The 15,148-nt window shown below is 61.8% G+C and carries 12 protein-coding genes; 3 read left to right on the top strand and 9 right to left on the bottom strand.

Annotation, left to right across the window (positions count from 1 at the left end):
• Window positions 1-492 precede the first annotated feature (492 nt).
• A complete protein-coding gene (locus tag Y900_RS28615; RefSeq protein ID WP_036349198.1) occupies window positions 493-957 on the top strand; it encodes an SRPBCC family protein in 465 nt (154 codons plus the stop codon).
• A 226-nt stretch (window positions 958-1,183) separates the two neighbouring features.
• Here Y900_RS28615 and Y900_RS33315 read toward each other — a convergent pair whose 3' ends face one another.
• The gene (locus Y900_RS33315) at window positions 1,184-1,537 is read right to left on the bottom strand and encodes a hypothetical protein (protein ID WP_237752798.1); all 354 of its coding nucleotides are present in this window, start codon (window positions 1,535-1,537) and stop codon (window positions 1,184-1,186) included.
• Between the two features lie 1,674 nt (window positions 1,538-3,211).
• Here Y900_RS33315 and Y900_RS28605 point away from each other — a divergent pair.
• Together Y900_RS28605 and Y900_RS28600 are read left to right on the top strand one after the other, a co-directional pair.
• Window positions 3,212-4,495: a hypothetical protein gene (locus Y900_RS28605; protein WP_051660572.1), complete on the top strand. Its 1,284-nt coding sequence runs from the start codon at window positions 3,212-3,214 to the stop codon at window positions 4,493-4,495.
• On the top strand, window positions 4,492-5,625 hold the full coding sequence (locus Y900_RS28600; protein WP_036349192.1) for a hypothetical protein: 1,134 nt from the start codon (window positions 4,492-4,494) through the stop codon (window positions 5,623-5,625). Before Y900_RS28605 ends, Y900_RS28600 begins: the two co-directional genes overlap by 4 nt.
• Window positions 5,626-5,992: 367 nt before the next feature.
• On the opposite strand, the gene Y900_RS28595 is transcribed toward Y900_RS28600, so the two are convergent.
• From Y900_RS28595 to Y900_RS28560, 8 genes are all read right to left on the bottom strand, one after another.
• A complete protein-coding gene (locus tag Y900_RS28595; protein WP_237752797.1) occupies window positions 5,993-7,480 on the bottom strand; it encodes a ThiF family adenylyltransferase in 1,488 nt (495 codons plus the stop codon).
• 14 nt (window positions 7,481-7,494) lie between these two features.
• Entirely contained in the window at window positions 7,495-7,896 is a 402-nt protein-coding gene (locus Y900_RS28590) for a hypothetical protein (RefSeq protein ID WP_109751293.1), read from the bottom strand.
• Window positions 7,893-8,540 carry a multiubiquitin domain-containing protein gene (locus Y900_RS31405; RefSeq protein ID WP_081845436.1) on the bottom strand — a complete coding sequence of 216 codons (648 nt, stop codon included), beginning with the start codon at window positions 8,538-8,540 and terminating at the stop codon, window positions 7,893-7,895. Before Y900_RS31405 ends, Y900_RS28590 begins: the two co-directional genes overlap by 4 nt.
• A 107-nt stretch (window positions 8,541-8,647) precedes the next feature.
• Window positions 8,648-9,550, bottom strand: a complete 903-nt coding sequence (locus Y900_RS33310) for an ImmA/IrrE family metallo-endopeptidase (RefSeq protein WP_237752796.1) — start codon at window positions 9,548-9,550, stop codon at window positions 8,648-8,650.
• 136 nt (window positions 9,551-9,686) lie between these two features.
• The gene (locus tag Y900_RS28575) at window positions 9,687-10,388 is read right to left on the bottom strand and encodes a hypothetical protein (protein WP_237752795.1); all 702 of its coding nucleotides are present in this window, start codon (window positions 10,386-10,388) and stop codon (window positions 9,687-9,689) included.
• Between the two features lie 193 nt (window positions 10,389-10,581).
• On the bottom strand, window positions 10,582-11,553 hold the full coding sequence (locus Y900_RS33305; RefSeq protein WP_036349181.1) for a hypothetical protein: 972 nt from the start codon (window positions 11,551-11,553) through the stop codon (window positions 10,582-10,584).
• Between the two features lie 14 nt (window positions 11,554-11,567).
• Window positions 11,568-13,886, bottom strand: a complete 2,319-nt coding sequence (locus Y900_RS28565; protein WP_131536358.1) for a S8 family peptidase — start codon at window positions 13,884-13,886, stop codon at window positions 11,568-11,570.
• A gap of 56 nt (window positions 13,887-13,942) precedes the next feature.
• Window positions 13,943-15,100, bottom strand: coding sequence for an AAA family ATPase (locus tag Y900_RS28560; protein WP_081845435.1), 1,158 nt, complete (start codon window positions 15,098-15,100; stop codon window positions 13,943-13,945).
• Between the last annotated feature and the right edge of the window lie 48 nt (window positions 15,101-15,148).

Raw genomic sequence — 15,148 nt, 5'->3', positions numbered from 1 at the left:
TCATCTCGCTTCCCCCAGCACATTCCTGGGATTGAGCGTGTCCAACACACGGGGTCAAGTCCCCTGCTCACCTGCAGCGACGCTACTTCCAACGCACCGCTAAACCGATAAGCAACGCCTGGAAGCTAGCAACGGGCGCCGACCTCAGCTTGCCCGAAATAGCCGGCACCCGGCCACTATCTATCCGCATCGCCAACAAATACGTTAAGCGAGTCCAAGCCGCGGCCCGCACGAACCCCGTGGTGGCGCAACGACTCGCACGAGCCGTAGGTCTTATCGACCCCACCACCAGACTGCTGCGCCCAGAGGTAGCAGTTCAAGTCGCCGCAGTCAGCCTCAAGCGCCACGCCTACGCCAAAGACATGTGAGGAACACGACCTGAGCCGTCTCGTTTCTCTGGAACAATTCCCCTGGGCGGCAGAGCCATGGGTCTTTCTGCCTAGCTTCCTTAGTGCACACACCTGCGAGCCTGAGTTCGTCGTACCGTAGGCCATGGCACACGGCACCACCGCGTCAGTGTTCATCACACATCCCGTTCATGTGGTCTGGGACTACATCATTAACCCGGACAACATTTCACATGTCCTACCCGGCCTGCTGGCCACTTATGCTGATAAGGAGCCGCCTTACCAGGCGGGGGACCGGTGGTACGGCAAGGCGCGACTATTCGGCATCACCTACGACTGGGTCGGCGTATTCACCCGCGTCGTCCTCCCTCGCCGAATGGAATTCGAATCGACCCAGTCGAGATTTCCGTTCGCCACGTGCGACATTCTTGAAGAGGTTCCTGGCGGTACCCGCTACACCTGTCAGGTCACCGGGGAGGCACTGTTCGGCGGCACTCTCGGCCGGGTGGTCGACGCTCTTGCATCGAAGGCGTACCAGCGGATGCTGAGTCGACATCGCGAAAGGCTACCTGAACACGTCGACGCATGGGCCAGCACCAGACACTCCTGACGCCAATCCCAGCCCCTAGGTATCTTGGCCCGGGGGAGTGGGCCGGGATCCGTTGACCAGTGCACGGAGAGCTGAGGCAGCCGGTTGCGGGGGTTTTTTCTACAACATCGGGATCAAGTCGCGGATTGGTCGACCATCAACGCGCCCGGACCCTTCATTAATAGTTCGAGTGACCTGGTTGGGCGCAACGTGGGGTGGGCAACGGCAAGTCGTTGGGCCAGTCACTTCAGGTCTGCTGTTCAGCAGTCACATTCACCACATGATCAGATGCGACAAGGCTTCGCCACTCGTCAATGGACTCAAAGACTTCGATGCCGGGGATACCAACCCCCATCGTGCAACCATCAGCGTTATCAGCTAACGTTTCTACTCGCTCGATGCAATGCAGGCCTGCAAGGACGAGGTAATTGCTGTGCAGTATCAAATTATCGCCCGATACTCGACTCCAGCCGCCAGTACCGATTACCGAGACATCGTTGCAGTCAAGTATCACCTGGATGGCGACACGGGCAGCTGTAGTCGTGAGCAGATGATCACCCTGTTGGAGCAGGGCCACACAGCATTCGTCAGAGGTCGACACGGCCACTCCGACGTTGGGATCTTCGACTTGAACAAGGTCAAATACTTACGCACCCACCACTGGGACGATCTCTGGGATGACAGCCTGGTTTTGCTGCCGACGTTCGACCTAGACGCACACCCGCACTGTGGTGCGGCCATTTCGGATACTCCTTCCCGTAGCTTCGACTTGTTCAGTCTTGTTGAAAACACCCGGGTTTCGGCGTCGCGGCTGGTCACCATCGCGCAACGGTGGCGCCCTCGAATTTTGTCACAGTGACGTAATGACTCCATACTACGGCCGCGGCCGTTGAACGGACCGTCAGACCACGCGAGGTGTGTAATCGGCTAGATGCGGAATTCGTTGGCCCGAAGTGGTATCGGGCAGCACAAGCTATGCGCCGGGGCGCGCGCGACTTGTATTTCAAATGCACTGAAACGCTGCAATCGACGCAAGTCCACGGACGCAGGCACAACATGTACATTGGGATCGACGGCCGGCCAGCTAATTAGGTGCGCTAACCGATAACAGAGATTATGGACAGTTCGGCGCCGCCGGCATGTAAGGCGTTAGCCGAACCGGCGATGCTAACGGCACACCAGTTTGCACCGCCTCGAAAGTCGGACATCCTCAGTCACCTGGAGGCCGTGCATGGCGCCCACGACGAAGTCGTCCAGAACGTCGTGCTCGGAGCAGGATTGGGATCGTAGGCGGTAAATACGTCACTGTGACGGAAGTGTGCGCCAATAGCGCGCTGTGCAGCAACAGGTTCCTCTATTTTCATGGATAATCTACATTATCCATGAAATAGACTGAGTCAGGTTGTGGGTGGACGAGTCCATCCGCCTCTGCTAAGAACACCCCGGGGTCTGTATTCATGACGGCTTGGTTGATGAGCTTCCCCTGGCCGTTCAACGGCGCAGTGCGTCTGGGCGCTGGCCAGGATTTCGGTTTTCGTATCGCCGGCGGTGGGGATCCACTGTGCGAGAGTCCCGGATGCTGCGGTTCCCGAGAGGTTGAGCAACGGCTGAACGCAGGCTGTGACAGCTAGTTAGATCAACTAACGCATGGTAGACCTTATGTCAGGTGATGCTGGAATCAGATATGCCCCTGGTGATTTCCACTCATCGTCAACTTTTTTCTAGTAGTGCTGCCGTCAACCATGTCGTTCTCACTCACTACGAAACTACTTAGCGCTGTCCGATCTGTTTGGCCTCAACGCATCTGGCTGTAATCGCACTGAATGGGGCTGACCCCGGATTGGTTGTTGATTCTCAGCGGATCTGGCGGTTCCAGTTCATCTCCGCGACCTCACTGGCTCCCGATCGTTAGTCGTTGGTTCCACTGGGAGTGGCGGTGCGCCAATCAGTATCGGCCGCTCCCCCGCCGGGGGATTCACTCAGGTTTCGACAAGCCCGTCCATCGGTACGCGGCGGCTACTTTCGCAGCAGTGACGGTTCACAAACATCAATTGTCCTGCGCCCCAAGATAGTTAGTCACCTTTCAAGGATATCTTCATTATTCATGAAGTGAGTTTCCCACATGTCCGGGTTCGGCGAAGTACACATCAATCGGCGTAGCGTGCGTAGCTGTGTAACGAGGGCACAGTCGGGGCTGGTGGTTGATCGACGAAGCTGGGCTGCGTCAACAGCACATGATCGGCCCCACCCCGCCGGGGGTGGGTAAGCTTGTACAGTGCATTCACAGGATTCGCTCGCAGACTTCAAAGCGGGACTGCGGTGCGGTGACGTCCATGCCGGGCTGCGCAACGTCGATCCGAATAGCTCGACGCTGGCGCCCCTGTCCGATACCCGTCTCATCGGCATGGCTGCGAGTCTGGCCTCGCTGATCCGCGGTCAAGACATCATCGCGGACGCGGAGTCGCTCAAGACCATCGTTGCCGAGCAACTCGACGTGAGCCCGTACGCCTTTCGGGATGTTGTCGATGCGCTCGAGCGCGCCGACATGGTCAGCAACGTACATCGCAGCGGGCAGAAGATCGTCTCGTTCAACGAGACCGTGCCGATCTATGAGGATCTCTACGACCGCCTCGGCGGCACCTGGCGAGCCGGGTCGCCCAGCACGCTAGAACAACAGATGGTCGCGATCGTCGACAGGTTAGCGACCAGTCCGGTGCCGGCGGAATCGCTGGAGGCGACACTCGGGCTCGACCGCAGTGACATCCCGCGCCTTCTGGAGCTGGGCAAGGCCTCCCAACTCGTCAAGAGCATCGATCTGATCGAGGGTGAGATCCTGTACTCGCCGTTCTTCGGCTTCGAGAACCCAGAGCTACTTGCCACGCTGATGGAACAACACGGGTCTGGCCGATTCGCCGAGGAGCTTCAAGCGGTGCGTGCTCACCAGGGTTTGCCGCTGGATGCAGACCAACATCCCGCCCTTGCCGACGCGATCGCCCGCGGATTCATTCTTGCTCCATCGGTCCAAACACCTGGTGGGCACGATCAACCATTCGCCGCAGTGCCCTATGTCCCCGATGCCAGCTTGCTGACCGTGCGGAAACCGGTGTTAGACAAGGCTCTAGCCGTCCTGGCTTGTGTGCGCTGCGGGGAGCATTTCGGCGGGGCGACCAGCACGAAGTACCCGGCGGCGGTGCTCACCGCCCTATTGGACCCCAACCGCAATCACCGTCTTCGTCCTCACAGCTCGCACCAGCGCCAGTACCAACTCCTGTACCGGATGCAGATCGTCGACTTCGTCCCATCAGGGAACTGGGTTGCGCCGCAGCTGATCGCCACCGAAGACAACCTCGCCGCCGTGCGCCTGGCCCGAGACCTCCTCACATTCGGAGAGCAGCTCGAGGCGCGTGCGGGCGACGACGACGCTCGCGGGCTACTGTCATCAAGTTCGACCTACGAAGCACCACTGCAAACCGTCGCCAAACGACGGCGCAAGACCACCCTGAGCGCTGGTGAGTACCGCAGCATCATGGACGCGGCTATGGGAAGGTCGGCGTTGTGACGGAGCTTGACCTTGGCCTGAAGGTGGCCTCACGGCGGCTGCTGTGGCGCATGGGCTTCACCACGCGCGTCGATGTTCCACTGCGGGCTCACGTGCCAACGACTCGCAAGGGCGCGCAGCACGAGACGTTCACGGACTTGGACGTATTGGGCATCGTTGTCGCACCCGGCTTCGCGCTGCGGACCGTGATCTCCGACTGCAAGACGTCACAACGCGGCTCCACTGAACGGATGTTTTGGGTCCGCGGCGTGTCAGATTTCTTCTCCGCAGACGACGCTTGGATGGTCCGCTCGGGAGGTGTCGTTGCGGCCGCCCGGCAGCTGGCAGCACGCCTGCAGATTTCGGTGTTGGAACCGACCGACCTCGCCCGTCTGGAGGAGTATCACCCCACGAACATGCCGCTTGATAGCGGCCCGCTCGCGTTGCTATTCGACGAAGGTCGCGTCGCTGCGGCCATGAAAGCGATGACCAGCCTCGACCGCAGAATCGAAAAACTGGTCGAATACCGACAATTCGACTACTGGGTCTACGACGAACATCGGAACTTGCTCCAGGTCGTGGCCCACCTCGCAACGGCGGCCAAGCACCTTCGTCCTGACGAGCCGGCGCACCGCGCCCTATTCGTCGACTGCGCCTGGCTATACACACTCTCACTGGCGCACGCCGCGAGATATGTACGCGCCGTGCATATCTCGGATCCAAACACCGCACTGCAGCAGTATCTCTTCGGCGGGCAGATTGCCTTGAGGGAAAAGAAAGCGCTTGCGGCAGCCCTAGCAAAATACGCTCCTCCCGACGCTGAGAAGGACACCGACGATGGTGTTCTTCCACCCTGGTATCCACGCTTGCTCGATCTCCTCACGCGTCACCTCCGCCGGCCCAACGTGATGACTGATGAACTCCGCTATGCCGAGTGGGCCGCCGAGGCCACACTGGCCAAGGAACAAGCAAACGTTGTGGATGCCTTCGGCCAGGCAGCCGATCCGTTCGCGGCGAAGCTACTGGCCGACGTGTGCGGGTTCCTTGTCACCGTGGCCCGCCTTGATCCCGACTTCCGAGCCTTCGCCCGCGATATCTTTGCGCAGAGCCAAACCACGAACGGGGAACAGCCCCCGCTGCCCATTGATTGAAGCGCTGGTCTATTAAGAAGCTTCGTTCCCCGGCTCGCCCAATGAAGCATGTACCGTGCGGACGACGGACATGGACACTGGTTGTCACTCAGATGACAACAAACAGCTCCCTCCACCCGACGAGTCGAGGTGCATGCGTCGCTGAGTAGGGAGCGCACCGGCAATCGGGTGAATTGCGCACAGCACCCAGTTGTTCGCACAGCGACGGAGCATCCCGCTCCAACGAACTGCCAGCCGACTGAGGACGGTTGCTCCCACTCTCGGTCGTAGCGGCCAACCTGGGCGGCGGGCCTCGATCAAAAGTAATTTGAGTCGAGACGCGGAACCCCAGTCGTCGAACTTCGCCAGCGCCAGAACGCGTGTCGGATCACGTCGATCGAATAGGGCGAGACCCCGAACTACCCGAGCTCAGACCGTAGCCTAGCCGTTCAGCCCTCCGCATAGGTTCGCCCCCTCGTGCCAGCAACGGCGCGCCGTCGCCGATCGCGAAACGCGTTGAGCCACAGTGCAAGCAGCCCGGTGACTTTGCAGGACGGAGTTCGACGACGTCGTCGGTGAGAGGGTGGTATTCGACCCAATGATCGGCTCCGGCGGCCGGATCTACCAGGCCCCCAACCATCATGAGCCAGTCGTCGACTGCTCTGGCTGCGGCGACCGCGTTGAGTGAGATCACGCTCGGGGCATGGATGTTCTCATCTACGATATAGCGCTGACGGCGGCGTTGGACTTCCCCTGTGGCTTCCTCGGTCAAACGCCAGGCGGGGATCAGACCATTGCACTGCAGGCAGCCGCTTCCCGGGTTGCTCATCCGCGACACGGAGAAAATGTCGGCGACCTGGCCATCGACGACCGAAACCTTAGCGCCGACTTGAGTATTCGGGATCAGGTACTGATGAGTTATGGAGTTGACGACGCGGCGGGCGAGCGCCGAGTCTGCGGCAAGGAAAATATGATCGCAGTCGGTCAGCAGCGCCGCAACGTCAGCGTCGACCACCGAGCGCGCCACCGCGGAGATCCGGACGCTACGAGAGGCTTGGCGAGCAACTCGCGCGGCGATTTTCACCTTTGGTGTTGCGATGCGGGCTCCGAGCTCTCGCATCCACTGCGGTCGCGTGCTGCCCCGAAGCCAGGACATCGCGTCAAGTCGGCGAGCACCGACGACCCTCGGAAGATTCGTCGGGTCGAGCCGGTCGGGGTCGATGAACACCAGATGCCCGACCCCGAGGCGGGCGAGGTATTCAGCGATAAGCGATCCAGCCCCGCCGAGCCCGACGACAGCAACCTTCGATTGCCCAAGAAGCGCCTGACCGCGATCGCCGAAGACCCGCGTTTGACGATCGTAGGTCGAATCTGCAACTTGGGCTGGGACGGGCTCGGGGGTAATAGTGAGCTGCGGTCTACCCATCACGCGCAGGTGGGTGAGAGCGTGACGCTGCCCGTCGCTCGTCCAGATATCGCCAGCAACGGCACTCTCGGCGAACACCAACGCTCCTACCGGGACGCCGCCGTTGATATCGAGCAGCGCCGGATAGCCACGTTCGTGGGACGCCATGTCAGTGCCTGAGAAGGCTACTCGGTCGCGACCCCCGTGGTTGTGCACCGCGAGGTAGGCCAACCCCTGTTGTGCGCAGGCGTCGATCGCATCGGCAACGAAGCCCGCGGCGAGCTTCCGGTAACCGCGGGTTCCCTCGACGTAGTCGACACCGTCCACGGCAACCACCACATCGCGAACCAGCAGTCTGGTGCCGCGCGCGCTTCGCGCTATACCGCATCGCAGCACGGCGCCGTGCTCGTCACCGTCACCACGAAATAGATGATCCCGCAGCACAGCCCACTGCCCGGCGGTGATCACCACCGACCAAGGCGCATCTACCGTTCGTTGAGCCATTTGAGCACCTTCAGGACTTTGGTCGCGGCCGTGTCGACGGCAGGGTTGAGCCGATTACTTCTCCGAGACAGCTGCATTCCCGGCTCCCCCGCCGGGCCCCACGTCGTGGGCGAGAACCCCTCACCAAGGGCCGCGCCGTCAGTGCGCTTCAAGTCAGGTCGCACGAAATGCGGATAAACGTCTGCCTCCGGGTAGGCGAACGTGATGAGGAAGGCGATCCAGGAGCTGTCCTGTGCGTAGGTGGAGCTGAGCGGGATCGGGTCGATGACCACCCACGCGCCACCGTCACCGGTGGCGGTGACGGTGACGGCGGATTCGGCGAACGTCTCTTGGACCTCTTGAACCGCGCCCGTGACGGCCGAGCTGATTGGCGTGGTCGTCACGAGTTGTCATCCCCGTCGACGGCGCGGAACTCGTCGCCATCGTGGACCCGGATCTGCTCGTCGTCACCGACCTGGTCGAATTTTGCGCTGGTCTTGCGGGACAGCAGGAAGTCCAGCTGGATCGGCACATCTTGGGCGATGGCGGCCTCCTTGATCGACATGCCGGTCTGGCGAGCGCCGTGAAGGGTCACCGTGTGCTTTCGGTTGACGATGACGTGCAGCTCTCTCTTCGGCAGCGCCTTTGTGAAGAAGCGGTCCCCGTCAACGATGTGGACGATCTCGCCGGCCTTGATCGGATCATCGAGGTCATCGGGAATGTCCTTCCAGATGCCGTAGTCGTCGGCGATCGGCGGAGTAGGCAAATCCCGCAACTGCGTTTCGGTGAGCACGGCGGTGCGCACCTGGTACGGGATCTTGTCGATGTAGATGGTGCGCGGGCGGTCGGTGTAGAAGCGGATGTTTTCCTCGATGGCCACGACCTCGGTCGGGGCGATCGACTCATCTTGCGCGTCGGCGATATCGAGCCACACGTGGTCGGCGGGCGGCGTGACGAGAGCGACGAGCTGGGCGCCGGTAAGGCGCCGGTGCTTGACTGTGATTGGTTCACCGTCGATGTAGATCTGGATATTGTCCTGGGGCGCCACAGCGGGCTCCTTTCCACTCTTCCTGGATGCAGGCATTCGCCTGTTCAACAGTTAGAGACGGGACAACGTCGAAATCGTCCAGAACACCCTGAGCGTGGAGCCCGTTGTCAGCTCGCGCAATCCCGGCACACCGTGGAGCCAGTGTCGAATTGGCTGGGGTGCTTGCATAAGAAACACTCTGTGCAGGTCTGTTCGGTGTTGGCGGTGCAGCCGCAGTGACCTGACGGGCAGCGGGGATGCTCGCAGCCGCCGCAGACACCCTCTGCAACAAACTCCTGGTGACAGTGTTCGCATTCATCCCAGGCGTCGGGAGCCTGGTCGGCCGTGCTATCTCGGGGCGGTGAGAACGTCAGCCACGGCGCCCCGTAGGAGACCATCGTCAGGAACAGCCGATCTCCTGCCCAAGCCGCTTGGCCGTAGAGCAGGTCGGAGGTGTGGCCACCGCGGTACCAGATCTTTGCGTCGTCGCGCGTGACCACACGACCGTCTCGATCCGCACGCATCGCCGCCTGGACAAGCAGGTTGGCGCACTGATCGCTACCGCGTGCGGGCGGAAACAATCCGCCGCACGCGGCCGCGAAGGTGACGATGCCATCGCCGTCGAGCACGGCGACCACCCCAGCTGATCGGAGCCGTCCGACGAGGCGGACGCAAATCGCCGCCCGGGAGGCATTGGAGGCCGCGAACAACCCAGTTGCGGTACTGACCGTGGGCCCAGAACCGTGGATGTGCGCCTCGACGAGATCATCGGGAAGCAACATGCGTGCGGCAAACGCATCGCAGCTCGCATCCTCGAACGCCTCAGGCTCACGGTGCTCGACGATTGCAGTGCCGAGGGCGATGTCGGTCTTCTGGATGTGGTGGCCGAGTTCGTGTAGCAGCGTGAATTGCTGGCGCCGCCATGACATCGACTGCGTCACGATCAGCGTCGGCGGATCCCATCGATACCCACCGGCGACGGAACAGCCCCGTTGGGAATCGTGAGGCACGAACTCTGGCACACTCAGCACAGTGAGGTCACCTCGACCTTCGAGCGCAGCAAACGCATCACGCGTCAAATCATCTCGACTGCCGCCCCGCGCTTCCCACACACGCACCATTGCGTCGACTTGGGCAGGCACGGCGTCGAATGTTCGCGGCACGGGCCTAACTGCCTTCTGCTGCGATTATCGCTTCCAGGCGTTGTCTCCATTGTTGCCGTCCTTGGCCGGTTTCTCGCGCGGCGAGCTGGTAGGCCTCGTAGCCAAACTGTGTTCGCGCTGCATCTTCGTCTCCATCGACCGCGCGCTGTCGGATGTGCGGGCGCCAGCGCGGCTCTTGCAGTTCGCGCGCGAGATCCTTCGGTAGTGGCGCGACGGCGGCAAGGACATCGTCGACGGCGAGACCGGCTGCCGCAGCGAGCTGTTGGGCTTCGTCGCGCGTCAGCGATTCCTTCCCTATGCGAATGGCCATGGCACGAGCCTGAGTAACGTGCAACGTAGTCACGATGGTTGGTAGCGGAATATCAAGTTGTGCAACCGATTTCACCGAATCACTGATGCGCAGCCCCGGTGCTGCCTGGAGCGCCTCGAAAGCATCGAAGAGCTCGTCGATCGCCATCGCCGCTCCCGACCCGAGCGGCGGGTCGAATTTTCCTCTACGCAGCCCTTCCTTTGTGCCAGGATTTGTTGTTGCGCCGGTGATGATTTCGAGTAACGAACGAGGGATTGACGCGATAATCGTGTCCAGCACTCCAAACGGAATCTCGGCTGCTGCGTCTGGCCAAATCGCAATGGGTCCATATAGCGGGCTGGCGTCGGCTTCCACGATCACAGTCGCCTTGTCTTCTACGCCGGCCTCCAGAGACACGGGAACAGCGTGGGCTCGCGCAGAAGTGTCGTCGACACTCACGACGAGGAGGACGACGGTCGACTCACCCCAGCACGCCTGACGCAGTTGGCCCGCTGAAACGTCGTCGGTTGTGCTGGAGCTGCGCAGAAGCCCGCCGCGCTTCGGGCCAATCGGGGCACGTCGCGCGAGTTCTAACCAGCGCTCGGACGACTCAGACGACATTCGAACCCTCCATAGTCATGTCATCTACTGACGGGACAACGGCTCCATCGTCCAGCACCAGACTGACCAGAGCCGCAACGACCTCGCGGCCTCGCTCGGCATCACCGGCAATCTCGATCAGACGTGCCCGAAGCGTGGCAACTAGGCTGTAGGCGCTGCTGCGGCCCACGCCAAGTTCGTTCGCGAGTCCACGTGGGTCGTTAAGGAATCGGATCACTGTGCGGTCCCGGGCGGTCAACGTCGACATCAGTTGGGCGGCAACGTGTTCGTGACTGAGTTGCGTCTCGGCAATCGCAGCGCTATCAGGACCAGACACTGTCTCTTCAATGACCTCCCAATCAATCTCGGGCGTCACGTCGAAGGCATCATTTGCGTCTAACAAGGATGGGAACCGGTCGGCGCAGATATCGGTGAGGTCGGTGATATGGAGTCGGCCGGCCGCGGCCAGAACCCGCCGTAACATCTCCTCCAGTTGCCCCGGGCGACCCAATGGCACGGGGCCATCGCCCCTCAACTGGGCCAACTCGACCGGCGCGCCGGCCGCGATAGAGCGCAGTTCATCGGGCGCGACCAGCAGATCAATATCGTCGCCATTCGTGAGGATCCAGTGATGTGCCAGCGCCGATGGCGAGAAGAGATCTGAGCGTTCCAGACGTTTTTCGAGCCGGTTTCGTAGTGCTCCCCACGGGCGCTTACGAACTCGGTCGACCAGCCAGTGCTTGACCCATTTGCCGGTGAGACGGTAGGCAGCCGCATCGTCGGGAACCGCGGTGACCGCATTCGCATAGCCGGCACCCTTTGCTTCGAAAAATTCGTTCACCAAGTCATCGACTTCATCGGCCTCGTCGAGGGCAGGAAATCGCGGCATCTGCTCACGGAACACGCTGCGCATCATCGCCAAGGCTGCATTGCCGAGGTATCCGAGTGCTAGCGCTTCGTCCCGAATGTGCGTCGCGCTCATTCCTATCGCTCCACCTAGTACCAAGTGTTCTGCTGGGCTCCGCGCAGCCGGACCCGCCCCGCGGCGACCCGCTGGACCGGCCGCAAGGCAGTAAATTGCGCGGCAATGTCGTCGTACAACGTGCCGTTCCCGCCAGAGTCTGACACCGAGACGAGCATGGCAAAAGGCACCTCGGTCGGCGAACCGTCCAAAGCTCCCGCTCGGCGGGCGACATAGCGCACCTCCAGCCTCGCGCTATCGAGTTCGCCCGCGGTGAAATTGACTCTGTAATGTCGCAACGTTTCCCACTTGCCCGAGTCGCGCAGATCTGCCTCATTCAAACTTGTTGTGTTCGTGAGGGTTTTGGCGACCGGTTCCTGACCGGCTTTCCATCCCTCCATCAACAGGGTTCGCGCCTCGGACGAGGCGAGGTCGATTTCCCTGGCTGGCTCGTCGGATCCCGTCGGCGGAGAAAATCGAAACATGTTGCGGTGCGGACGCAATGTCAGTTCGAGCGAGGCAGAGGTGTACTCGGTGGGCTGGGTCGGCTCCACGGGTGAGGCATAGGCAAGGGTGACCGACATCTTTGCCGGTCCAGTGAAGTATCGGGGCAGCGGCAATTGGTAGCCCACGATGTCTCCACGCGCGATCTCATCGACGAACAGCACGTGCACTTGGTCCGGGGTGCATTCCATCGCGTCGGCGAACGACAAAGGCAGCCGCCCAAAGCCGAACTCGTCCTGCCGCTTCTTGAAGGCGCGATGGCGTTCGGCGAAATGCACTGGGAACGCTCGAAGTACGCTGCTGTTCACCCGAGGTAGCCGCGTTGTGAGGTCCGCAAGTGCGTGAGTGACGACCGGCGCGGCAAAGCTCGTGCCCGTCGCCTCCAAAAACGTTCCGTCGGCACACAAGACGTCGAACATCCGGTCATCCACTCCGCCGAACTGAACGCCCAGCGGCTGGGTCCGATTTCCGGGGCGTCCGGGACCCATTGATGAGTAGGGTGCGCGCGTCCACGGCCGATCGGGAGCGGGCACATCGCAAGCACCGACCGAAATCGCGTTGGCCATGTCGGCTGGCACTTGCACTCGATGTAGCCCAGTATCGCGATCTTGGTTTCCGTCATTTCCAGCCGCGACCACGAAGACGATGTCGCGCTCCCACGCCAATTGATCCAGTTCTGCGGTCCACCGGTTCGGCTCGTTGTCGTCCTCGACAGCTAGAGTCGGTCCCAGACTCAAATTGACCAGCTTGTGCCGACCCTCGGTCAGAATGTCCTTGATCTGGTCAAGGATCCAGTACCCATCGAGGTCCCCCGGGTCATACGGCGGTGGCATGACCCGAAAGCTCTCCACGGGCAGAGGTGGCTGCGCCGCCTGATCACCTGAGCGCAACAGTCCGTAAAGTACGGCGCCGGTAACACCGGTGCCATGATCAACATCGTCGGCCTCGATCGGCTCCGGCGTCAGATCGATCACCGGAATTGGGAACAGCCCAAGCTGATCCGGATCGCGGACGCCGCCGTCGAATACCGCCACAGTCGTGACGTCAGCAATGGGGTCCGGAACAGTGGGGGGCCGAATCCGGCTCGCACTGCGCAACCCGAACCGAGGCCGCGGTCGGATAGCGGGCATCGGTCGCAGCGCCCGTAGCGGGTTGAACCTCGCTAATTGCGGTGCATCCGCGTCCGCCACCCGCACTGGGACGAAAGTCAATCCCCCGACGGTACGAAGAAAGTCGCCGTGCACGGTACCGCCGTATGATTCCACCAGCGATACCCAGCGATCCAGCGTTGCAGCGTCGATCGCTACGGGCTCGCCGGACCGCACAGCGCGCGGGTGCAGCACTGCCTCATAGAGAGAGCTCACTTGCTCGCCGATACTCTGCTCGGGATCCACGCGCAGAACGGAACTCACCGCAGGCGAGGCGACTTCCTCGAGGCGTCGAATCTGTTCGAACGCCTGCTGGGCGCTGCGGCCAGGGCCCGGGGCATCGACAAGTGATTCGAGCCGCTCGAGTGCTGTGTCATCGACTGCAAGGATGAGTCGGCGGGTCCCGCTCGGCCGAGCTTGCGCCGCTGTGCGCAGGATGCTGGCGTCCGACCTTGAACCCACTGGGACCGCACCGATGTATCCGAGCAGAGCTTCCGGATAGTACGTCGGAGCAAGATAATTCGGGAAGAGCTTGGCTTCGATGTAGATGCGGTCCACGGCCCGCAGCTCGTCAGGCAATTCTCGCAATCCGGCACGCGTGGAACGGATCTGCGGGAGTAGCCACTCCCGAGCTTGTTCAGAAGTGAATGGGTTGTACTTCGGTCCACCACCCGTTGGGGCGGGCTCGACCTCGAATCGCATCGCTTCACCATTGAGCAACAGCCGGCGGGCGACTCCGGCTGTCGAACCCGGGGTCGTCACAGCGCTTCCGTGGCTTGCCGGATACCGCTGGCAACGGTGGGGTGGCTGACGCCGGCGAGAGTTGCGATGCTCCGATTCGACATCCCTAGCCGATCGTGTGCAACTTGCCAGACCTGGTTACGCGCATCGCTGGTCGGAAACTGCGTGACGAGTTCTGTCACTACGACGTCCTCCATAGTCCGATTGTTGAGAATTGCCCTGCGCCTGCAGAGATCCCAGAAACGCAGAATGACCGCGTGACTGTGTCCTTCCCAGATTGTTGCGGCCACGTCCACTACCTCTGCCGAGACGTCCCTGCATTTCAGGTTGGCCAGCAGTGTGCGCCGTTCAGCGCCGCCGGGGAGCGCAAATTCGATGATGCGATCGAAGCGGCGATCGACGGCTTCATCGAGCAACTGGGGATGGTTCGTTGCGGCGACCAACAGACTCGTCTCCGGCCATCGATCCAGCTCGACAAGGATCACGTTGACAATGCGCTTCAACTCGCCGATGTCGGTGTCGTCGTCGCGGCGCTTCGCGACCGCGTCGAATTCATCGAGCAGAAGTACGCACGGGCCCGACTTTGCGAACTGCAGTACCGATCGGATGTTACGGCCGGAACTGCCCAGGTAGCTGGAGACGACCGCAGCGAGATCCAGTGTCACCAACGGCAATTCGAGCCGCTGCGCGATCCAACGGGCGGCGAGGGTCTTGCCCACACCCGGTGGGCCCCAAAACAACACGGTCCGGCTCACCGCGACGCCCGCTCGTGCCAGCTCAGCGCGACGCTCACGCTCTGTCACAATCTCGTGTAGTTGCGCCGCCACAGCGTCATCGACGACCAGTTCGTCGCCGCTCGGGATCGCGTCGACGTGGGCCAACGAATGTGTCCCTTCGGCATCCGCCGGGATCGCTCCGCTGTCGAACCGGAGCCCCGCTGTGGGCGCTGCCGCCGATAGAGCGTCGTGTAGCGCCACACGAAATGCGTCCGCGTCGGGCACCGACGATGGAACGGCCCGCATTAGGCGTCCGGCAAGCTGACGAACACCTGCGGCGTGGCCACGCGCGCCCACTCGGACCAGATCCACGAGGGCTCGCTCGAGCCCGTCATCGCCCTGGTAAATCGTCGACTTGGATGGCGCCACGTTTACCACGTTAGCGTGGATCGGCGACATTTCCGATAACTGCCGACTATTTCGGCTCCCCGGAATCTCGTGAACTCG

Source organism: Mycolicibacterium aromaticivorans JS19b1 = JCM 16368 (assembly GCF_000559085.1).
Classification (GTDB): domain Bacteria; phylum Actinomycetota; class Actinomycetes; order Mycobacteriales; family Mycobacteriaceae; genus Mycobacterium; species Mycobacterium aromaticivorans.
Note: the sequence above shows the minus strand (reverse complement) of the source record. Positions and strands in the feature narration are given on the sequence as shown.